We start from the raw sequence: 23183 nt of genomic DNA on the forward strand, positions 1-23183 counted from the left end.
TTGGCAATGTCTTCTCACGAACACCTCTGGAAAAAAGGCTTCTCAAAGCCCAATTCGACACCCGTGCCGAATCCCTTCACAATACAGAGGCGTCGTGCCAAAGTGCTGTCACCGACATTATCGCCCCAGGAAAAATTACAGCTCAAACAACAAGCGGATCAAATTTCCCAGGTAGGTTATAACTCCCAAAAGATTCCACTTCAATCTCCTGCGCCAACAGCCGAAGCCAGTCCGATTCAGTCAAAGGCAGGTGAGATCACAAAGCAGCAGCCCACTACTGATACTGTAGATATTCAGGCGGATGCGTCGGAAGTTCAAGACGAGACGAAAAAGCCAGAAGATCTTGCTTTTGCTGAAGCCTCAGATGCTTCTGTAGCAGATAGTAGTATCCAGCGTCAGGAAATACCCGATAGTGAAGCCGAGGCAATACCTGAATCTGATACAGATAGCATTGATAATCCAGAAGAAGAAGCCGACATTCAAGCGAAAGCCGAACAACCTTCTCGTAATTTCCTCGAACTCCCTGTTAATGCTCCGGGTACATCGCCATCCTCTATACAAAGACAGGTAAACTTTGGAGGATTAGGCAATTCGATTCAACAGCAGCCCGTTGAAAACGAGGAAAAGGTTGAGCCAGAAGCTGAACAAGAGGCGCAGGAATCGGATGAAACCATCCAACGCCAAGAAATCCCAGAGGCTGAAGAAGACGAGATATCATCGAGTGAGTCTCAAACGGTTCAACGCCAAGGAGAAACCTCAGATACACCAGCTCAACAAACAGAACAATCAGAAGAGTATCATAATTTTCTAGACATTCCAGTAAACGTTCCCGGTACACCCTCATCTTCGATTCAGAGACAGGTTAATTTGGGTAGGTTGTCGAATCAGGTTGTTCAACCAATAAAATCCACCCCTAACCCCAGATTAAATCGACTCAATACCTTTACTTCACAGCGAATTGAGTCACCTGTAAAGCCAGTTAATCCTGTATTGAATCAGTCACCAGCTCAAACAGTTCAACGTCAGGATAATACCGAGGATGAAGACATCCAAAACCAGCCTCTCCAGGAACCCGAAGAAGAAACGGTTCAGAAAAAAGAAACACAGTCACCATCCTCTGACGCTACAGCTACACCGTCTCTCGAACAATCCATCCCACAACAGGAGAATGAGTCGGAGCCAGAGCAGCAAGAACTTGATACTCTGAAACCTAAGAAGTTATCGGATAAGAGTTCCGAATTTTTATCAGATAAACAACAACCTTTATCCTTACAACAAGGGCAAGTCAAACCCGAATCGCTAGAGGCAAAAAAGCTGGAAGATAATCCGCTGGAATTGACCTCGAATAAAGAACAGCAAATACCTCAAACCCAGGTAGAGTCAGTAGCTGCCAAGGAAAACCAGCAATCGGAAACAAGTACAAAGGAACAGCCTCAAGAAAAAGTAGAAACTCCAGTAGAAAGCCAAGCTGAAACTGGGACAGGTGGAAGTATGGGTAATGCCCCAACAGCGCCAACTGCAATGACTCCCCAAACTCAAGAAGCTAGTTTGAGTGGAGGTACAGGGGGAGAAGGAGCGGCATCAGCCCCCCAAGAAGCTGTGACGATTACGGCGGAAGATCCCGGCCAGATTATCGAACAGCTAAAAAATACGCCACCGACTCAAGCTGTTGCTGCTTACGCTCAAGCCGAAGCCGCTTCAGTTCCAGCACTAGCAAAACAAAAACAAAACCTACAGGAAACGATACCAGAAATTCCAGCACCCACTGGATTACCTGCTCAAGGAACAGAAGCAACTCAAACAGCAGAGAAAGCCGCAACAAAAGCCGCTCAATCGAAAGGAGAGCCGAAGGTTGAAGTGAAAACGGAAGGTTCAGCTCAACCCGAAGCTAAATATGATACCCAAGTACCAGAAGCTCCACCTGCTCCACCGCCTGCACCAACCCAACTTGCTGGTGGCAAGGTTCAACAAGAAGGACAAAATGACGAAGCCCTGAGCCGCAGCGCTCAACAAGCTTTGTCTAATGTCCAGATGAACACCAGTCAAATTAGCACCAGTGCTGGAGAACGCCCCAATGTGGATTTAAAGGGGGAAGCGAATCCGGCTCAAATCCAGTCTGCTCAGGCACAATCGAATCAAGAGTTACAAACTGCGAAAGCCCAAGCCGTTGCTGACACGAATCAAGACTTTGGTGAGAATAGCATTTTTCCCAAAGCCAGCAATGAAACCCTCAAAGCAAACAAAGAACTTTCTGCGATCGCACCGCCGACGATGCAAGGACTTGAATCTCCGACTGTGCCAGGAGAAGACGCAGGCGGACTGAATCAATCCCTGACCCCTTTGCTGAGAGAAAAGATTGGAGCAGAACAAGAGAAATATCGGGCAGGTAAAGATAAATTTGACACCGATACAGCCCAAGCTAGAACGGATGCTGACCAGGAAATTGCGGGTTTAGATGAACAAACGAAACAAAAACAAATAGCCGAACAAGAACAAGCTAAGGCAGAAGTCACTCAAGCCAGACAGGAGTGGCGAACCGAACTCGATACCGTTGATCAGGACTATCAGGAGAAAGCCAGTCAAGCTAGTCAGGAACAGCGGGATAAAATTGACACCGAAAAGCTCAAGGGAGAGGAGAAAGCTGCCCAACATTTAGAAGACGCAGAGAAAGAGGTCGAACAAGAAAAACAGAAAGCTGATAAAGAAGCCAACAAGAAGAAAGAGGAAGGCGAAAAAGAATCAGGTGGTTTCTGGGGTTGGGTTAAATCGAAAGCCAAAGCCTTGATCGATGGCATTAAAAAAGCCGTTAATTTCATCTATGACAACCTCCGCAAAGCGGTTAAGGCAATTTTTGATGCTGCTAAAAAACTGGCGACAGCAGCGATTGATTTAGCGCGTCAAGCAATTGTTGGACTAATCAAAGTCTTCGGTGAAATTCTAAAGGGATTGGTCAAAGTTGCTTTTGCCGCCTTTCCAGAAATAGCCAAGAAAATCAATGCCAAGATTGACCAGGCAGTTAAAAAAGCAGAGAAAGCGGTTAATGCTGCTGCTGACTTATTAAAGAAAGGAATTTCTGCGGTTCTCGATTTCCTTGCCAATACCTTAGATTCTCTGTTAGGTCTCATCCAAGATCTTTACAACGGCGCTCTCACCGTTATCGGCATGATTATTAACGGTGAGTTTGCTGAACTGTTCACACGTATTGGCAACCTAGTGGAAGCGGCTAAGACAGCACCAGCCCAATTTGAAACGGCGGCTTTAGAGGAACTGTTGGGCGGAAATCTTGACCAACCGCTCTCACCCCAAGAATTATCCCAAGCAGCGACCATGGGTATTAGTTTACCCAGCCAACAAGGAGAAAATAAAGCACAAGGGAGTGAAGCGTCAGAATTACCAAGTCCCCCTTGGACAACTGACAATGTTGGCGTTGATGGCGTAGAAAACAACATGGAACTCTCCCCTGAGTTAGTCACCCAGTTAATGGAACAAACCAATGGTGATGGGGAAGTCATGCTGGGTGAGTCCAATGATGAGAGTCGCTCAATGGACACGATTATGGCTGAAGCCACTGGTCAAAAACAGGAGGGAGGAGAACAAGCCCCAGAAACTATTCCCAATGATGGACTCACTCCCAAACAGCGGGCAGAAATCAAATGGGAGATGATGAAACAAGGGATTAGTCAGTGGTGGTCAGATAATTGGCCCATCGTTTTGGGTGCAGGAGTTGTCGGGGTTGCGGGATTCATTGCGGCAAATATCGTTACAGGTGGAGCGATAACGGCGGCTTTACCAACCATCATGGCAGTCGTTGGTCCCTTATTTGCCGGAGTGACCATTGCTCAAATTGGGGGTCATATCCGCGATTATCTGGCTAAGGGTTGGGAAGGAGAAATCCAACCCGGAGGTAAGAGTTTAGCCAAAGGGTTAGCCGCAGGAGCGATTGAATTAGTGTCCTGGTTGACCTTCAAAGTCGGTGGAGCAGCCCTTAAGGGGGCGAAGGCGGCGGCTAAAGGGGCGAAGGCATTAGCTAAAGGAGGTATCCAAGTTGCTAAGAAGGTTACGCAAGCAGTTATTAAGGGTGCGAAGTACCTGATTAAGAAGGGTAAGGTACTGTTTAAGGGCATTGCTGAAAGCGGTATCGGTAAACAGTTTAAACGTCTCCAGGATTTAGGTCAGGGACTGTTGAACAAGATGCGGTTTAAGGCTTTCCGTATTCGGGTTAAGAATCGAAGATTTCAACTTGAAGGATTGATAAATCCTTGGATACTTCTTGCTAATGGAAGGATTATAGAACTCCAACAAGACGAATTGCCAGAATTGACTAGGGTAGGAGACGAACTGAAGACTCCAGCAGGTCGTGGACAGGTTGTTGCACTTGGGGACGATTTACCCAATAATCAGCTAGTATCACTTATTGATAGACGTTCTCCAAAGGGTACAAAAACTCAGATAGTAGATGGCAGAAAAAGTAAGGTAGAGACTGATACTCCACGCAATAGTGCTGAAGATGCAATTCCTCGAGAAGATTATGAAAAATTAGTAGAGGAGTGGAATAAATACCAACAGCAACTAGCTCAACGCCGTCACAAAGGTATGCAAAAACATTCTCAAGGAACTGCTCAAGGAGACTGGGAAAGATATCAACACTATATGGCTGAACGTGGTCGCAAAGCGGCTGGGGAACCAATGACATTTGAAGAATGGATTGAACTTAGCCGTAAAAAAGCTTCTTCGCCAAAACTCACTCCAGAGCAACAAGCAGCACATGATAGCCTGGGTAACTGGGGAGATCCAAATTCAAAGGTTTATGGTCATGCTGTAAAAACCCATGGACCCCAAAGGAATCCTCAAGAACTGATAGATCGTGTTCGCAGTACAAATAATCCCCAGGGACATTGGAAAAATGAAGAATTTATCATCGAAGCCGAACAACTAGCACCTGTTGAACCGGGTGAACACATTATCAACATGGGTAAACCAGTGGGTGATGTCTATCTTCCTAATGGAGAAATACTCAAAGATGTCAAGATTGTAAAGGTCATTCGTAATACCGACGGAACAGTAAAAACAGCGTACCCTTTTAGTTAAAAGATAGCCAATATGAGTCAAGAATTTCAAATATCTTACTGGTGGAAGAAGCGAAATAAACCTGGTTCTTTCATGGAAATAGTAGATGCAAGTAAACTCTCTATTTGTTTAGATTACTTCTTATCAATTTACCAAGGTCAGTTTACAGTCAGTGTTCAAGGTCATGAGGCGTGCTTCGATTTAGACCCAGATTTATCGACGATTTTTGAGACGATTCCTAATGTTTTGACAAAACTTACAAAAGACACAAACCACGCATTAGAAATTGATTTCTTTGAGCAAGGTACAGATGTGGGAATGTTGATGGAACGCCAAGATAATGTCATTCAAATCCGTTTTGAGACTGCACCGGGTTCGGGGATGAGATTTAAGTTTTTACCTGATACATATATTCCCGTTCAAGCTAATCAGTTTTTAGAGCAGTGGCTGCAATTCATCAGAGCTGTGTTGAAGGCTCTCTTGGAATTGCAACCTGAACTTTTGAGTGATGAAAGTTACCAACAATATTGTACTCAACTTGAGCTTGTGGAATCTCAAATTTAAATTTAAATGGGTATCTCTGAAAATCAATCTGGCTCCGAAAAATAAACAATAAAATCCTTTAATTTTACACATTATTGCTAGTGAATGAGCTAGTTTTGAGACTGGAGATTAAAAGCTCGGTATGGAAAACAGTACAGAATATTATTCCTTCAGTAACCAACTATCTTTCTTCGGTAATTTGGAATCACCCCTAGCGGTCTCAAGGGTAGAACTAGCAATTGCTGGATGGGATGAGAATACCACAAGATGCCATTTAACTTTCAAAGTTAGCCCAGGAGTATATCGACGGATTGACACTGAAGCCTTATTTAACCTCAAACCAGAAATCCGCAGTCCTTTCTCAAATGGCGCTTTTCAAGCCGCAACTGATATTACAATCAAAGCAACTTTAGACCCTGCTTTGCTACCTGAGCTAACTGCAAATTCTACAACTCCAAAACAAGCCGCAACCTACCTACAAAACCTCAGTCAAGAACAACCTAATCATCCTCTCCTCTCCGTGCATAGTTGGTACGCCACAGAAGTCAGCCAAAACAAAACTAGCTATCGTACTCTCTGGTATTATCTTAACCCTGCCGACATTACTGCTAACGGCATTGAGCCTGAAAAAATGAATGAAGCGATGTTCAATTTTGCCCAGGAATGGGCTAACACTAATGGTTCAGGAGTTACTGAAGATGCTGTGAAAGAAGCAGTGGAGGACATGATCCAAAACTTTGCCGAGATAACTGACAGTATTTCGGAAATGACTCAGGAGATGGTTTCAGAAACTGTCGAGGAGATGACAAATGCCTTTGCTGAACTAGCTGAAAGTATTTCTGAGATAACCGAAGAAGTTGCTTCAGAAAGGACTATTTTTCAGGTGATGACCAGTTTTTTTCAAGAGGAGGAATGGGCATTTAAGCAGCTAGATAACTCAACGTTGCATCTCCTATTTCAAGGAAAAAATGGTCAGTTCAACTGCTATGCTAGAGCCAGAGAAGCACAGCAACAATTCGTTTTTTATTCCCTCTGTCCAGTTAAAGTTACTCAGAAGAAGCGCAAACAGTTAGGAGAGTTTGTTTGTCGCGCTAACTTTGGCATGATTATCGGTAACTTTGAACTAGACTTCAACACAGGTGAAATTCGCTACAAAACTAGCATTGATATTAAGGATAGCTTCCTGACCGAAGAAACATTGAAACAGTTGGTTTATACCAATGTTTTAACTATGGATCAATACATTCCGGGTATTGAAGCCGTGATTTCTAGCAAAAAATCACCGGAAGAGGCGATCGCACAAATCGAATCCTGACGACAACGCGCGATCGCACTTCTCCCTTACTCGTCAATCACAGCCGTGCGGTCAAGCAATAGCAGCGATCGCAACTGATCGGTGTCCATATCCGTGACCCAGTTTTCACCCGCTTCTACCGTCTGTTCCGCCAACTGCTTCTTACTTTCAATCATGTCATTAATCCGTTCTTCCAGCGTCCCCGTACAGACAAACTTATGCACCTGTACATTGCGAGTTTGACCAATTCTAAACGCCCGATCTGTCGCCTGATTCTCCACCGCCGGATTCCACCAGCGATCAATGTGGAAGACGTGATTTGCCCGGGTCAAATTTAGTCCTGTTCCTCCCGCTTTTAAGGATAAAATCAGAATCGGGGGTCCTTCCGGGTCATTTTGGAAACGGTCAATCATTTCCTCCCGTTGCTTCTTGCGAGTTGCGCCATAGAGGAACAAGATTTCCTGATCAAATTGTTTGGCTAAATAGGGTTTCAGCAGTTTCCCCCATTCCGCAAACTGGGTAAAAATTAACGCGCGATCGCCTTCCGAAATCGCTTCGTCTAACATTTCCTGTAACCGCAGTAATTTCCCGGAACGCTTGGCGTCTTTTAAGGATTTCTCCTTTAATAATTGGGCGGGATGATTACAGACTTGTTTGAGTCGCATCAGCAAGGTTAAAATTAATCCCTTGCGCTGAATTCCCTCCGCTGCTTCAATTTCAACTAAGGATTCATCCACCAATTTCTGATACAGAGTTGCCTGTTCTGCGGCGAGTCCACAGAATACCGTCATCTCCTGTTTCTCTGGCAAGTCTTGGATAATTGTCTTATCCGTTTTCAGACGGCGCAGAATAAATGGTTGTACTAGCGATCGCAAAGTTTGTAAGGAATCCCTGTCGCCAAACTTCTCAATCGGCATAGCAAAGCGGCGTTGGAAAAATTGGCGATCGCCTAAATATGCAGGATTTAGAAAATCTAAAATTGACCACAATTCCGATAATCGGTTCTCCACAGGCGTTCCTGTTAAAGCAATGCGAAATTCTGTCGGCAGTTTCCGCACAGCTTGGGACTGTTTTGCCCCTGGATTTTTGATATTCTGCGCTTCATCTAGTACAACACCTTGCCAGGATACCGATTCTAGGCTGGCGGCATCTCGATACACTAATGGATAACTGGTAATCACCAAATCCTTAGTCTTCACTGCTTTAGCAAATGTCTTACCTTTTGAGCGTTTATCGCCGTGGTGGACGATAGCTTTAAGCGTTGGAGCAAATTTTTTCACCTCCCGTTCCCAGTTTCCGAGTACGGATGTGGGACAGACTAATAATGTGGGCGATTCCAGAACATCTTTATCTTTTAAATGAAGCAAAAAGGCAATGGTTTGAATTGTGTTATGACAAAGAATGTTATTTGCCACAAAGTTGTGATGATGGCTGACTTCAAAATCATACACCCATCCCTCATAGTCGATATCCTCGATGTCCTGAATCTGACAGTAGAAAACCTCTTGATCCAGGAGACGCTGTAAGCGTTCTTTAGTGAAATTTAATTGGAGTTTGTCGAGTTTGGTATAAGCGTCCAGAGTTTGAGATGTCCACTTCGATGGTTTTTGGTGTCGATAGTCTCGTTCCGCTACGCCACTGGTAATGCGCTCCATTCCGGCGACAACTCGTTCTAGGCTAGCTCGTGAAAATTGCTGTGAGCCATTGATATAGACTGTGTTGTGCATCCCCAAATGCCGGATTGGTAATTGAGTCGCTGTGACGGTTTCCGCTACAATATCAGATGCGGGAATTCCTTCTACATTCGTGTTACTGACTCGTTCACAGATTTCTGCCAATTTGCGCTGTTTTTCTGGATAATTAAATCCAATCTCTTGTAAGAATCGACGCGCTGAATTGCCACCGATTGTACCATTATGGTAAGTGCGGATGATTTGTTTGCCATTTGTTGCTTTTTTTTGTTTGGATGAAATTCTTAACCAAATGCCGAAGCGTCGTAGCAGTACAGAGAGTTGCTGAATTAGTAAAGGGGAAGCTGTACTGATTTCAATACTCCGCATCTGAGAAATAACAGATGCTTCCGCATCGAAATAGTTTTGGAGGAAGATCTTCACTGTATCTCGATCTGCCTGCATAATAAAATCAGGGATAGATTTCTGATGCGATCGCATTCCCCAACTGTATCCTTTGGTTTGTAAGAATTCTCGGTAGGTTTGGCTATTGATTCGCAGATCTGCCACTCGATTCGGGTAGGTACAAATGCTAGGGGTATTGATTTTCAGGTTGTACCGCTGACCGATTTTTTGGAAGATCTGGAGCAAGTCTTGTAAACAGTCTTTGTCTTTCTGTGAAATGTTGACCCTTGCTTGATCCGATTGCTCACATCCTTCAGCAATTTGCCAAGCCAGAAACTTCACCAAATCCGGATCTTCGGGTTGCCCCTGCCAAATCATTTTGGCAGGTACACAGACGTAATCCCCCACCTGAAAATTAGTCGTCCAACCGTGATGGGTTAATAGTTTATGACGATAGGTAATCGTAATTCGGCTCCCATCTTTAAGCGTAACGGTGCGTAGTTTTTCCTGCACTCGCTGGCGATAGAGACGCTGAATGGGAGCGGTGGTCATTTTATGGGTTTGTGAGTCAATGGCATTAACCTGTAACGACTCTATGGGCTGACTCCAAAATCCCTCCCCATCAAATTCAGTGTCTCCAGCATACTGATTCCAAATATCTTCAGCTTGGATCACGGTTCCATTGACGGAAATTAATGTACTAGGCGCGACGCATTTTCCTAATCCCATATCGTCCGCTAAACAAGCCCCTAAACCCCAGCGTTCTAAAAAGGCTAACCAACTGGCTCCTCGGAGTTGATAGGGGCGTAATGTGCCGTTAAAGTCTTGGGGAACATCAATGGGTTCAATCGTGCGATTTCCAGTTAAATTAGTAATTAACTCTTGCAGCGCCCCGGATGCTTCAAAGTGAACGACAGGCAATTTTCCTAAAGTTTTAGTATCGCCTGTCGCCAGTCGCAAGGCGTCTTCGACTGACAAACTCATATCTTCCTTGGAAGCTTTCATGATGGTTTGCGCCGCCCGCGCATCGGCGGGTTGCAGGGCAATCCATTCCCCATTCACTTCCACTAAGGGGGATTTGAGGGACATCAACCGTTGGAATTCAGATTTGGAGAGTTTGGTATCACCAATGGCTAAATCCCATTTAAATTTCAGCAGGCTTTGTAACCCTAACCGTTCGTCTTTTTTGGATTTGGGTGCTTCTGCGGTAATACTAATACCGAGGCGTTTTTCCCCTGATCCGGGGGCTAATCCTGGGGGTAAGATAATCCCCAAACCACTGTCTTGCAGTCGCCATGCACTAGCTTTGATAAATTCATACACTTGGACGGGATTGAGTTCACAGAATCGGGGACAGCGTTCGTGTAAGCTGGCTTCTAGGGGAGGATAGAGACGAGAGGCTAATCCTAATCCCTTGAGTAGGGTTTCTTGAGGCTGTGCAATGGTTCGCCCGTGATAGTCTAATTGTTCGATAGGATGCCGCCAAATCGTTTTGGCATCGACTAATAAGTCTGCCTCGTCCATGGCTTGCAAGCAAAAGTCAAGCCGCCAGTTGGCTTCGTCGGGTTCTGGGGGTTGCAAGACTAAGCAGGTGCGGAAGAGATTTTGGGTTAAGCCTTGGGTGGTGGGAGTCACCAAATGCTGTTGAATCGAGGTTGTCCAATTAGACAGGGCGGTATCTAAACGGGCGATCGCCATCGGTTCAACGTTCAGGCTATCCTTGGCGCTACACAGGGCTTGTAGCCATTCGGGGATGGGTGAGGTGGCGGTTGGGGGTGATAGTGATTCAACCCAGTTTTGCACCTGAGTATTAATGGCGTGTCTTAAAAAGTTGAGGATGAGGGATTGGGGATTGTTAATTGGTGATTGGGAATATTCTCCCCCATCTCCCTCTGCTTCCCCTGCTTCCCCTGCTTCCACATACGCTTGACAAGCCAAGGGCATAGATTGGGTAAACTCGGCTAACCGGGTTTGATCGGTGGCGCTGTCGATCAGGGGTTGCCAGTAGGCGATCGCTTTACCGTTGGGTTGGCGATATAATCCAGGTAAAAATTTACACCGAGTCAGTAAGTCTAAACTCCAGCGATAGACATGAGTCCAAAATCGTAAGTCTGATCCGACGTAATTATCGGCAACATTGAATCCCCCTAAGGGCAGAGATTGCAGAAAGGGGAGGGCGGTTGAGGGGGTGAGACGGTAGCCGGAAACCTGCCATTGATGCAGTTCGAGGGAGGAGGAATCTGTCTCGTCGGTGAGGAGTTGGGCGGAAAGGATTGGGTAGGCTGGTGTCTTGGCTTCTGCGGGGTGAGTGGGTAAGACGAAGACGTGGCTGTGCCAGGAGGCGATCGCACTCTCGCTGTTTCCTTTGGCTTTTCCGGTTCCAGAGTCGGGCAGGGTTAAACCGCGATCGCTTAAAAATTCGCTTAACTCTGTCTGTGTCATCGCAAAAGGATGGGGCATAATCCCCGTCTTAGCGGCAGAGTCAACAGAGGCTAAAGGACGCCATTGTTCTCCCCAAATAAATAAATAATTATCAGATTCGCCTGTAATCCAACTACCATGTAAAATTGCCATGTTTATAGAAAAATGAAAATAGAATCCAAGACTATCAATTGCTGCTTGTCAAATTTTAATCAATGGGTGTGAGGCAGCAACTCTCGCACTCAGTCGGGGCAAGGTTAGTCCCATCTGGATGAGACAAGAAACGATACTCGTAAAACTCGACCTGACTGAACTCAAAACTCAGACACGCAATGGGTCTGGAAAATTCAAAACTCAAAACTCAAAACCAGGTTCCCTTGAACGGACGTGAAGGGTGAAAACTTAACACCCTTCTCAAAGCAGCATTATTCCATAAATGCTAGGATTGCGACAGAGAAAAAAACGTGATAAACAGAGAAGGGTAACGAACCAAATGGTAGAGTTAGACAAATCAATATCCTTTGATGGACGGGATATTCGGCTAAGAGCCGGTCTACTAGCACCCCAAGCTGGGGGATCTGTACTAATTGAGTCAGGAGATACAGCGGTTTTAGTTACGGCGACTCGCTCAGCGGGTCGAGAAGGCATCGATTTTCTCCCCTTATTAGTAGACTACGAGGAAAGACTGTATGCAGCGGGTCGAATTCCCGGTGGGTTTCTGCGCCGCGAAGGGCGTCCTCCGGAAAAAGTTACACTCACCAGCCGTTTGATTGACCGCCCGTTGCGCCCCTTGTTTCCCAGTTGGCTACGGGATGATATTCAGATTGTAGCCACAACCTTGTCCATGGATGAACAAGTGCCACCGGATGTGCTGGCGGTAACGGGGGCATCCGTCGCGGTACTGCAAGCCCAAATTCCATTCTATGGTCCGATGGCAGCAGTACGAGTGGGGCTAGTTGGAGATGATTTCATTATTAATCCAACATACCGCGAAATCGACAATGGTGATCTAGATTTGGTGGTCGCGGGTTCTCCCCAAGGGGTGATCATGGTGGAAGCCGGGGCGAATCAACTGCCAGAACGGGATATTATTGAGGCGATTGAATTTGGCTATGAAGCCGTACAGGATTTAATTGCGGCTCAGGAAAACCTGCTCAAAGAGTTGGGAATTGAGATTATCCAAGCCGAACCCCCAGAAACCTCATCGGAACTGGAAGAGTTTATTCGCGATCGCGCCACGAAACCGATTAAGAAAGTTTTGTCTCAGTTTGACTTCGATAAGCATGATCGCGATGAAGCCTTGGATGAGATCAAGGAACAGGAAATTCTGGCTCCCATCGCCGAACGTCCAGAGGATGATCCCCTGCGCGTGGCGGCGGCAGATGATCAACTGCTTAGCAGTATGTTCAAAAGCTTGACCAAGAAGCTGATGCGATCGCAGATTGTTGAGGACGGGGTGCGCGTTGATGGGCGTAAACTGGATGAGGTGCGTCCGGTGTCGTGTCAGGTGGGGCTATTGCCCTCTCGTGTTCATGGGAGTGGTTTATTTAATCGCGGCTTGACTCAAGTCCTGTCTACGGTGACGTTGGGAACCCCTGGGGATGCTCAAATGTTGGATGATTTGAATCCCGAAGAAGAGAAGCGTTACCTGCACCACTATAACTTTCCGCCCTTTTCTGTGGGGGAAACCAAACCCATGCGATCGCCTGGACGTCGGGAAATCGGTCATGGGGCGTTAGCGGAACGGGCGATTATTCCCATATTACCGCCGCAAAATGAGTTTCCTTATGTGATTCGGGTGGTATCGGAGGTGCTATCCTCCAATGGTTCAACCTCGATGGGTTCGGTGTGTGGATCGACGCTAGCTTTAATGGATGCTGGGGTGCCAATTACCAAGCCTGTTAGTGGGGCGGCGATGGGATTGATAAAAGAAGGCGATGAAGTCCGCATTCTCACTGATATTCAAGGGATTGAAGACTTTTTAGGCGACATGGACTTCAAAGTCGCGGGAACGGATAGCGGAATTACCGCGTTACAAATGGACATGAAAATCACCGGGTTGTCCATGGACACCGTTGCTAAAGCGATTGAACAAGCCAAACCAGCGCGACTGCATATTTTAGAAAAGATGCTGGCGACAATTGACAAACCCCGTCCTGATTTGTCGGCGTTTGCGCCACGCTTGTTGACGATGAAGATTGATCCGGACTTAATTGGCTTGGTGATTGGTCCTGGCGGTAAGACGATTAAAGGGATTACCGAACAAACCGGTGCCAAAGTCGATATTGATGATGATGGCACGATTACGGTTTCTGCGGTTGAAGGGGAAAAGGCAAAGAAAGCGATTACCCTGATTCACGGGATGACCCGTCGCTTAGAAGAAGGGGATGTTTATGCAGGGCGCGTGACACGGATTATTCCCATTGGTGCGTTTGTGGAAGTGTTACCGGGGAAAGAGGGAATGATTCATATTTCCCAACTGGCAGATTATCGGGTCGGTAAGGTCGAAGATGAGGTGGCTGTTGGCGATGAAGTGATTGTAAAAGTTCGCGAAATTGACAACAAAGGTCGGATTAATCTGACTCGTTTGGGAATTCATCCCGATGAAGCAGCCGCAGCGCGTGCAGCAGCGACAACTTAGATAGTTTTGGAGTTAGCTGAACGTTAAGCTGTAATGCATTTAAATTGGGTATTAGTAGCGAGCAAGATGCTCGCACTACAAGGATCTCGCAATTCTTGACATTATGGTTTAAATGCCGAACAGCTTAAGTCAATTGTCAGTAAGCCTCAGCATCCGCCAAGAACTCAAGTTCTTGGCTAAAAGCTTAAGTCCATTAAAATAGACTAAAACTCTGATCCAGTCCGCTCAATTCTGACTTGAGTAGGGTGGGCATTGCCCACCAACCTTAAGTCGAATGCCACTGAATTTAGAGTTTGTAGTCAGCGCTGTCCTCGCTTCTGGCACGCTTCGTGCCTACTAAGAACCCAGCTTAAGTCAGTGACTTCAGTCCATTAAAATGGACTCAAACTCTGATCCAGTCCACTCGATTCTGACTTAAGCGTTTGCCCTTGGGTTTCAACCCAAGGCAATTTCAAGCAAGTGATACAAGATCTGATTCTTCGCTGATTATCTTGATGAACGATATCTATGGTGGCAAAACTCCCAGAGATATCCCCAACTACAGCATTGGGGACACCGCCCGCTACCTGAAAATTCCCGCCGCAACGATTCGTTCTTGGACAGTAGGACGAAACTATCCTGTCAGCGAAGGCGAAAAGAAATTTTATCCCCTGATTGAGGTCAAAAAAAGCCAACCGATTCGACTGAGTTTTACTAATTTAATTGAAGTTCATATCCTGCGGGCAATCCGAAAACACCACAAAATTGACCTGGATAAAGTTAGAGCGACACTAGATTATATTGACGAACAACTGCAAATCCCTCACCCCCTCGCCCACCAAGAATTCCAGACGGATGGAATTGACCTATTTATTGAACGCTACGGTTCTCTAATTAACACGTCAAAACAAGGGCAGACAAATCTCAAAGATGCCCTCAAAACCCACCTTGAACGCATCGAACTCGACGACAGGGGTTTAGCCATCAAACTCTATCCCTTTACCCGCAACGGCGAACAGGATAATCCTCGCTGGGTTGTGATTGACCCGCGTATTGCCTTCGGGCGTCTTGTGATTGCAGGAACTGGAATTCCCACCAGCATCCTCGCCGAACGCTATAAAGCTGGGGATTCCATCGATGATTTGGCTTATGATTATGATTGCGATCGCCTGAAAATTGAAGAAGCGATTCGCTGTGAAATGGATAATCAAAAAGCTGCATGAGTGAACCGTCAACAGAAATCGTCTTCTTCATCGACAGATGTTTAGGAAAACGGTATATTGTCGAAGCCCTCAAAGACACTGGAATTACTGTCGAAATCCATGACGATCACTTTCCTCAAGCAGCCCAAGATGTAACCTGGATGCCAGAAGTCGGAAAAAGGGGCTGGATTATTCTCACCAAAGATGCCGCGATTGGGAGAAATCAACTGGAACGTCAAGCTGTCGCCTATGCAGGAATTCGTATGTTTGCCCTTGCCTCTCAAAATCTTTCGGGAAGAGAAATGGCTGAAATTTTTAGAGTTGCCATCCTCGAAATGCAGAAATTCATTGAAAAGAATCCAGCCCCCTTCATTGCTAAAGTCTATCGAGAAGGTAAAGTAAAATCCTGGAAAACTCAAGCTGATCTCTTGGCAGAACTAGAAAAGGATTGAACTTCACTTAACTAATTAGAAATGCCGTCGCAGAGAGCGCGATCGCTTTCTCTCACGTTCGGGTTAGTCTTAAGGTAGTCTCGCGCCAAATTACACCCCTTTACTAGTAACTCATCTAAATCCAGACTCCACAGTTTAATTGTATTATCACCACTTCCAGAGGCTAAGGTTTTTCCATCGGGGCTAAAACTTACACTCTTGACCCATGAATCATGTTCATTAAGGGTGGCAGTCGCTTCGCCTGTTTCTAAATTCCACAGTTTAATTGTATTATCATCACTTCCAGAGGCTAAGGTTTGCCCATCGGGGCTGAAACTTACACTATTGAGCGATGAATCATGTCCATTGAGGGTGGTAATTGCTTCCCCTGTTTCTAGATTCCATAGTTTGATTGTATTATCACCACTTCCAGAGGCTAAGGTTTTCCCATCGGGGCTGAAACTTACACTATTGACCAATGAATCATGTCCATTGAGGGTGGTAATCGCTTCCCCTGTTTCTAGCTTCCACAGTTTTATTGTATTATCGTAACTTCCAGAGGCTAAGGTTTTCCCATCGGGGCTGAAACTTACACTACTGATCCATGAATCATGTCCTTCTAGACGGTTGTATTCCCTCACAGGATTAACTGCCTGCCTAAGTACATTTGCAACTCGTACTTTTGTCGCATGATCAAGCTGTTTCTCAGATATCTGTTTCAGTGGTATTCCTGCCTGTAAAGCAGCTATCAGTGCATCAAATATTTTATCCTGGTTGAAAAGTTCCTCTGCATATCGACTGAGACTATCACTTTGACCAATTTGAAGTTTTTCAGCTCGCCGCCTTTGAGATTCAGCTTGCCAAGTTAATCCAGCTAATCCAAATACAGCCACTACTGAACCCACTAATGCTATCCTAATAAACCGATTAAATCGTTGTTCACCAATTTGACGTTTCTCTTTCTCTATTGTTAATTCTTCTAAAAGTTTAGTCGTCTGATTTTGTCGAATAAAGGGAACTAAATAATCGTGAACCAATTGATAACGGTCATCAGGAGATTCTGGTATCCGTACCACTAACCCAGAATCCACTAAAATCGGTAAAACTAAATCATCTAATTGACGCCTTTTAACCTGTAACCCTGCGGCGGCTAAATCTTGGCTCAACTCACTGCGAGTCTTCAGGGGACGAGTTAGATTTTCAGCGGTTAGCCAATATAAAACCAGTCGAGTAATTCTGTCATTCTCTTGACCACAGTCTTTAATAACTCCCTCTAAATAGTGGTTGACCAATACTTCTTTAGGATTTTCACCTAGTCCTCGATACTGTTCTAGCCGAGTAATCTTCTTGTCCTGAAACTGTGCGCCAACTATCTGCAATTCAATCGGACGGACTGAATCCAACTCAATGGCTAAATCCTTAACCAGTTCCGTGATTAATCCAGGTTCTAAATAAAACTGGGAGCGTTGGGTTAACCGTTCAATCACTAACCTGGCTTCCTCTGGGGTAAAGTTACCTAAATAACAGAGAATATCCTTATCTAAAATATTATGGTTGATGGCTCCCAGATAGTTCAGGCGATTACACTCTAATAGATAATGGAGATAGTCTTCTCGTAGAGACAGAATCAGTTTCACAAAGGGAATATCCAGGCAATCCGCCAAAAAACGATAAAATTCCTGTCGTTTTCCTGGGTCTTTAGCAATAAAGAAAAACTCTTCAAACTGGTCAAATATCAGAACCGTTACCCGGTTACGGTCTGCATTAGTCCGCAATTGTTGGATAATGACTGCTGTTGAATTTAATGTTTCCCCTAATGCTTCTGCCAAACCCGTCCCCAAGGTTTCCACCCAATTGGTATAAATCCTGAGAACCACAGGGAAAGCTTCGCGCTCTCCAATCAACTGTTGTCTCAACGCTGGAACTAATCCCGCCTGGATAATTGAACTTTTACCGACACCGGATTGACCATGAATAATCGTGAGTTTATGGTCATTTCGACGGATTCGTTGGATTAACTCTTTGATCAACTTTTCTCGACCAGAAGCAGCGATTTCTTGGGCAATAATCGCTTGTTTATCCGTTGATGTCTCTGCCACATTAATCAACTGCTTTTTCGCTTGGAGATGAGACGCTCCCGCAAACGCCTGAAATCCATATTGATATTCAATCGACCGTTTAGTTTGCTTCAGTTCAAATGCCTTCCGGTATTCTCCTTGCTCAAAATAAAGAGAGCGCAACATTGCCAAACTCTTGATATAAAGTTGAGGATCATAGTCTGGCTGATTTCCCTCTATCCCTTGTTCTAAATGAGCAATCGCCGCTTTAATTTCCCCTAAAGACTGACAAGCACTGGCTAAAATAAAATGATAAAACGTCTGTTCACGCGGATGACGTTCAGGACTTTGATTTAAAAGCGTCAGTGCCTGTTGAGCCAATTGTTTTGCCTCTTGCCAGCGCGACTGCTTCAGCGCTACTTCTGCTAACATTCCATAATCTTGAGCCACTTGTAGAGACGTGCCATACTGCTGATGCAACCTTTGAGCTGATTCAGCCAAATGCCTTAAATCATCCCAGTCTTGTAATTGTCGCAGAACTTCGGCAAAGTGGTGAATCGTTGAGGCAATTAAATCAAATCGTTGACCTTCAGCAAATTTCTGAATCGATTCCTGAAAATAATTTCTGCTTGTGCGCCAATCCTGCTCATCCTTCCCTGAATTTTGTTCAGCTTTGCGGGAATAACAGAGAGCGATATGTAAAAACAAAATACCCTGGCGTTCTAATTCCTCAGTATGGGCATCTATCAGCACATCCCGACAAGTCTGATAATGGGCTAATGCTTCATCAAATCGATGATGCTTAAAATCATTGAAGCCGCGCACAAATTCCAGATTAGCTGCCAACTCTGGCGCTATCTCTTGCCCTCGCTTTTGTAACGCTGTCCAGGCTAATTCAAGTTCATCATAATTGTCCAAAGAAACCGTTAAATCAGCCCTAAAGAGTTTCTCAGTTTCCTGGGTTAGAAATTCCAGCAATTCCGCCGTTGTCCATTGAAACTCAACCGTCGTCGCCCAGCTTTCCAAATCAGGCGCTACCCGAATCAACCTTTGCCAAACCGGATCATTCATCCAGAGAATCAGAGGAAAAGAAAAATTATGACTCAACTCCTCTCGGATATAATTACTGGATTTGAAAACATCAGTGAGATTCCTAACCGACTCTAAACCCAATACAATGACAGCCTGAGGTGTTTCATCTGCCAATTCTGTCTTAATAAACCTGTAGAGAGACTTCACCGACTCTGCCAAAACCAACTCGCGAATCGGCACCGGAGATACTTCTCGCAGACTTTGCACCATGCGCTGTCGTAATTCCCCATAATTACAGCGCACCAAAATCAGGCGAAACTGTCCCTGGGATAGCCGAAGCGATCGCACGAGGGCATTTAACGACTTCTGGTTATCCGCTATACTATCATCTGGCTGGGGCGTATGAGTCATGGATCAATTTTATGCGATTCGCGTGCATCTTAACCGCGTAAATTCTCTAATCTTCATCTTAATCCCTAAATTCCGTCAATTTCGTAGGGTGCGTTAGCGAAAGCGTAACGCACCGAATTCTACCCAATCTAAAACGCACCGCATCCTACCCAATCCTCAACGCACCGCATCCGCTACTCATCCCAAATTCCCCCAGGCAAATCAGGAACTTCACTCACCCCCCAATTTTGCGAATAAATCCCCTGTGCCATCAACCGATGAAGACTAGAAAATTCCCACTCCTGGAGAACAGAACACAATCCATGTTTTACCGGATTATAGTCCAAGATTATTTGGTGCGTTACGCTTCGCTAACGCACCCTACAATTACTACAATTACTTGTTTCTTGCTCCCCTCTCCCCAAGGGTGGGAGAGGGGCTGGGGGTGAGGGGTTGAGCTTAAATAACATCATTGAACTCTACAATTCTGCGGCTTCCGCCAACATGGGATTAATGTCAAACCAAGACCCCTGAGAATCTCGATATTCAAAGACGAACATATCGCGAATCAAAATTTGATATTTCTCTTCTCCTCTTAAACTTTTCTGCTGCGCTACCTCCCGCAAATAGATCCACTCATCCTCGGTAATGGCTAAGGTTAATTCATTTCGCCGAAACCGAATAATATCTTCAAGACAATCTCGTGAAAAGGGTGGATCATCTCGCTCAAGACATCGGTTGATTAGCATGAGTAATTGCCGTGCGTGTCCACCACTGATTTGACACAATCGTTTTAACGTATCGGGATGATCAAAGAGTTCTGATATCGAATCTAGGCGCTGAACCGGATTCATATCTGGAAACGCCCTCGCTAATACCATTTGTTGCAGCAGCGCTATCCCTTCTTGACATTCACCTCCTTGGCGCAATTGCACGGGAACCATGGGTAATATTTTGGGATCAACGCCAAATCGATTGGTTAATCGTCCCAAAGCATTGGAAAAAATCAAGAATAAGGGAATGGTATAAACAACGTGACAATTCAGTTGTTTTAATTGTTCGCCTCGGTCTACAAATAGGTAAACAGGCTGAAGCTCACCTGTGGGTTTAATCGTGTTATCCAAGCGGTCAAGATTATCGATAATTACCACTAATCCTTTTTTGCCAATTCGCTTCAGTTTCTCCGTAGCAGGTGTTAAGAGTTCCTGATTAATTGCCTTTAAAATCCCATTGGTGCGCGGTTCTAAATACTGGCGTAACTGAGAACGCAGCCGGGGGCTGTCTTTCATCTTGGTGGTAATTTCAGCAATTCCCCCAGGTAGGGAAAACTTGGCTTCGGATAACTCGATGGGGGTTTGCAAGAAATCGCCCATCTCGCGAAACAGGTTGACAAAATAGGCGGGTTGTAGTTTGATTTTAACCGCTTCCAAACTTTCTGCCACCGATCGCGCGATCGCGAGTAGGATATCTGTCACGTCAACGTCTGCCATTTCTAAGACGTGGCTAGACTCAAAATACACAACATGACAGCCCTGTTTCTCTAATCCCAGCTTGAGTTGCTGCAATTCCGTAGACTTGCCACAACCGATATGTCCGGTAAATAATTGGCAGGTTGGTTTATTGGGAGATAGTCGAGTAATAGTTCTACCGATCTCCTTAATCGTATTACCGCCACGCACCGAGGAAAAATCGATATAATACTTCTGATCCTGGGGATTGGCAAATTTCAGGGGACTTGGGTTACAGGCTTGATAGAACTGCGCGATATCCATGAATTTAAGTGGGTGGACACAATTAAAGTTAACGGTTGAGATCAGGGAATAGGGAATACCTCGGTTTCGCTCGGTAACACGCTCGGTAACACGCTCGGTAACACGCTCGGTGTGTCACAGGGAACAGTAAGGGTTTGAGGGTGATTTACTTGCACTTGTCAGAGCGTGCCGCTTTCTTTTGTCTGACTACTTATTCGTTGAACCATAACCTTATTCACCTTTGACCATTTACAGGAAAAAACTGTATTAGGTAGAGTTTACACCAGTGGAGAATTGGACATCAACGTCGCGTTTATTTAAATAATATATGCCGTTCGTAGGGGCGCAAAGGCTTGCGCCCTTTATAAAATGTTACGAACGAACCCGATTAATAAGCTATTCGGCATTTAAACCTTAATGTCAATAATGGCAAAATCATTGCCGTAGTGCGTTTAGCGAAGCCATGCCGCAGGCTTTGCATCTTGCTCGCTACCCATTCCCAATTTCAATGCATGACAGCTTATCGGTGGGTTACGGCGGATAGTTCATTAATCATTATCGCCTGAATTTAAGTCCTGCCTAACCCACCCTACGCAACTAATTAAGTTATACAAACAACCATCAAACCCTTACAAATGACGAATGACGATCTCCACCGTTAACTTTAATTATCCCCACCTATATTAAGTTGGTGCAGGCAATAATACTGTAAACACACTCCCTTGACTCAGTTGCGATCGCACGCTAACTTGACCCCCCATTCCTTCTACCAAAGTCTTCACAATCGATAAGCCTAAACCTGTCCCTCCAGGCGAACGGGCGCGATTCTCATCCCCGCGATAAAATCTCTCAAAGATACGAGATTGCTGCGCTAAGGGGATACCTTGTCCGCGATCGCACACCTGAATCCTGACTTGTTCCCCCGCTTGGTCTAAGGTTACGGTAACCGGTTGATCGGGATTAGAATATTTTACCGCATTGTCAATTAAATTCAGCAACACTTGCTTAAGGCGATCGCGATCGGCTAACACTTCAATCACGTCACTTGTGCTATCACGATGAATCACTCGATTACTATATTGTGCCGCCATCTCTACGACTTCAGCCACCAAATCATTCAGCACAAACGGTTCTAAATTAAAATGCATTCTGCCATGATCAACCCGGGCTAAGTCTAATAAATCTTGTAACAGTTGCACCGTGCGATCGGCTTCTGAGGCGGCAATTCCTAAGGCTTCCTGCTGAGGTGGGGTTAAGTTTTTCCCGCGCCGTAATGTACTTTGCAGATAGCCAGAAACAATCGTCAACGGCGTTCGCAATTCATGGGAAACATTACTGACAAATTGCCGCTGTTGTTCCCACGCCTCAAACAGGCGGTTTAACATATTATCAAACGTTTGCGCTAATTCTTTCACCTCACTCGGCGCTTTATCCAGATGCAGCCGCGCTTGTCCTAAATCGTCAGCGGAAATGGTTTGGGTGAGTTGACTCATCTGACATAACGGTTGTAGCGATCGCTTAATATAAAAGGAAATGACCACAATCATGACGGTAATGGAGAGCAAGCTGGCAATACCCAAGGTGCGAATCAAACTCAAAAACATGGTTTGTTCGCTGGTAATATCCTTTGCCACATAAATCTTACCCAACCGTTCACCCTGCACCTGTAAGGGAGTACCACACGCGATCCAATACCGTCCGTTCACCCGATAGAGTTTAGGAATTAGGGGTATCTTTGAGGATAATAAATTATTGGTGGGATTAAGCTGTAAGGCTGAGGATTGAGCCGGAATTGAGCCATCAGAACGACGCACCCATAACAGCGTATCCCCCGTAGTTAAGTTTTCAATCGCCTTTTGCATCCCTGTTTCTAGGGACATAATCTCACTATAAAGTTCTACATCATCGGGGAAGCGATCGCTAAGATATTGAATATGATGTTTTTGGGCTTTAATCAGGATTTGCTGCATGTACCAACTCGTCCAGATGGCAACAGCACTTAATCCCGTAATCGACACTGCTGCAATGCCTACCGTTAATCGCACCTGGAGTGAAAAAAGGTCAAATTTGGGTAAGGCTTGACATAAGAATTTGAATAGACGGCTGGAAAATTTCATCGGAGTGTTGATCGAACTATCATGGTTAAATACATCCCATTTGAGAGTTGAGCTTTGGCTATTTCTCTTCAAAAGGGATGCATCGGGGAAACTGGGTTTACTTTCAGTTAATCCGATGATCATTAAATAAAGATGATTTTTTCCTGATAGATAGATGAGTTTTATTCGTTATGTTGGGGAATA

11 protein-coding genes are annotated in these 23183 nt (G+C 45.2%); 6 read left to right on the top strand and 5 right to left on the bottom strand.

The genetic code is table 11. From position 1 onward, the window contains the following. Nucleotides 1-6 precede the first annotated feature (6 nt). The 3 genes from RID53_RS25345 (at nt 7) to RID53_RS25355 (ending at nt 6925) form a co-directional block, all read left to right on the top strand. Entirely contained in the window at nt 7-5088 is a 5082-nt protein-coding gene (locus RID53_RS25345; RefSeq protein WP_446390729.1) for a hypothetical protein, read from the top strand. A 12-nt stretch (nt 5089-5100) separates the two neighbouring features. Continuing rightward, a complete protein-coding gene (locus RID53_RS25350) occupies nt 5101-5631 on the top strand; it encodes a hypothetical protein (RefSeq protein ID WP_446390730.1) in 531 nt (176 codons plus the stop codon). A gap of 121 nt (nt 5632-5752) precedes the next feature. Further along, nucleotides 5753-6925, top strand: a complete 1173-nt coding sequence (locus RID53_RS25355) for a YbjN domain-containing protein (protein WP_446390731.1) — start codon at nt 5753-5755, stop codon at nt 6923-6925. A 26-nt stretch (nt 6926-6951) separates the two neighbouring features. Here the strand turns inward: RID53_RS25355 and RID53_RS25360 are convergent, their stop codons facing one another. Beyond that, nucleotides 6952-11553, bottom strand: coding sequence for an SNF2-related protein (locus RID53_RS25360; protein WP_446390732.1), 4602 nt, complete (start codon nt 11551-11553; stop codon nt 6952-6954). A 340-nt stretch (nt 11554-11893) separates the two neighbouring features. Here RID53_RS25360 and RID53_RS25365 point away from each other — a divergent pair, with 340 nt between their 5' ends. The 3 genes from RID53_RS25365 to RID53_RS25375 all read left to right on the top strand — a co-directional run bounded on the left by RID53_RS25365 (nt 11894) and on the right by RID53_RS25375 (nt 15674). Then, nucleotides 11894-14041, top strand: coding sequence for a polyribonucleotide nucleotidyltransferase (locus tag RID53_RS25365; protein ID WP_446390733.1), 2148 nt, complete (start codon nt 11894-11896; stop codon nt 14039-14041). Nucleotides 14042-14535: 494 nt separating this feature from the next. Continuing rightward, nucleotides 14536-15243 carry a DUF433 domain-containing protein gene (locus RID53_RS25370; RefSeq protein WP_446390734.1) on the top strand — a complete coding sequence of 236 codons (708 nt, stop codon included), beginning with the start codon at nt 14536-14538 and terminating at the stop codon, nt 15241-15243. Next, on the top strand, nt 15240-15674 hold the full coding sequence (locus tag RID53_RS25375; protein ID WP_446390735.1) for a PIN-like domain-containing protein: 435 nt from the start codon (nt 15240-15242) through the stop codon (nt 15672-15674). Before RID53_RS25370 ends, RID53_RS25375 begins: the two co-directional genes overlap by 4 nt. Before the next feature lie 11 nt (nt 15675-15685). On the opposite strand, the gene RID53_RS25380 is transcribed toward RID53_RS25375, so the two are convergent. The 4 genes from RID53_RS25380 to RID53_RS25395 form a co-directional block, all read right to left on the bottom strand. Then, nucleotides 15686-19153, bottom strand: a complete 3468-nt coding sequence (locus RID53_RS25380) for an nSTAND1 domain-containing NTPase (RefSeq protein WP_446390736.1) — start codon at nt 19151-19153, stop codon at nt 15686-15688. A gap of 173 nt (nt 19154-19326) precedes the next feature. After that, nucleotides 19327-19479, bottom strand: a complete 153-nt coding sequence (locus RID53_RS25385; protein ID WP_446390737.1) for a hypothetical protein — start codon at nt 19477-19479, stop codon at nt 19327-19329. A 132-nt stretch (nt 19480-19611) separates the two neighbouring features. After that, complete coding sequence (locus RID53_RS25390) at nt 19612-20904, bottom strand: P-loop NTPase fold protein (RefSeq protein WP_446390738.1); 1293 nt, start codon at nt 20902-20904, stop codon at nt 19612-19614. A 662-nt stretch (nt 20905-21566) separates the two neighbouring features. Further along, nucleotides 21567-23000 carry a HAMP domain-containing sensor histidine kinase gene (locus RID53_RS25395; protein ID WP_446390739.1) on the bottom strand — a complete coding sequence of 478 codons (1434 nt, stop codon included), beginning with the start codon at nt 22998-23000 and terminating at the stop codon, nt 21567-21569. Nucleotides 23001-23183 lie beyond the last annotated feature (183 nt).

Origin of the sequence: Coleofasciculus sp. B1-GNL1-01 (genome assembly GCF_040220235.1) — a bacterium.
In the GTDB taxonomy this organism is placed as follows: Bacteria; Cyanobacteriota; Cyanobacteriia; order Cyanobacteriales; family Coleofasciculaceae; genus Coleofasciculus.

What these genes read in the sequence shown, in the direction of transcription:
- RID53_RS25345 (WP_446390729.1), top strand. Translation starts at nt 7, where the DNA reads ATGTCTTCTCACGAACACCTCTGGAAAAAAGGCTTCTCAAAGCCCAAT.
- RID53_RS25350 (WP_446390730.1), top strand. Translation starts at nt 5,101, where the DNA reads ATGAGTCAAGAATTTCAAATATCTTACTGGTGGAAGAAGCGAAATAAA.
- RID53_RS25355 (WP_446390731.1), top strand. Translation starts at nt 5,753, where the DNA reads ATGGAAAACAGTACAGAATATTATTCCTTCAGTAACCAACTATCTTTC.
- RID53_RS25360 (WP_446390732.1), bottom strand. Translation starts at nt 11,553, where the DNA reads ATGGCAATTTTACATGGTAGTTGGATTACAGGCGAATCTGATAATTAT.
- RID53_RS25365 (WP_446390733.1), top strand. Translation starts at nt 11,894, where the DNA reads ATGGTAGAGTTAGACAAATCAATATCCTTTGATGGACGGGATATTCGG.
- RID53_RS25370 (WP_446390734.1), top strand. Translation starts at nt 14,536, where the DNA reads ATGAACGATATCTATGGTGGCAAAACTCCCAGAGATATCCCCAACTAC.
- RID53_RS25375 (WP_446390735.1), top strand. Translation starts at nt 15,240, where the DNA reads ATGAGTGAACCGTCAACAGAAATCGTCTTCTTCATCGACAGATGTTTA.
- RID53_RS25380 (WP_446390736.1), bottom strand. Translation starts at nt 19,153, where the DNA reads ATGACTCATACGCCCCAGCCAGATGATAGTATAGCGGATAACCAGAAG.
- RID53_RS25390 (WP_446390738.1), bottom strand. Translation starts at nt 20,904, where the DNA reads ATGGATATCGCGCAGTTCTATCAAGCCTGTAACCCAAGTCCCCTGAAA.
- RID53_RS25395 (WP_446390739.1), bottom strand. Translation starts at nt 23,000, where the DNA reads ATGAAATTTTCCAGCCGTCTATTCAAATTCTTATGTCAAGCCTTACCC.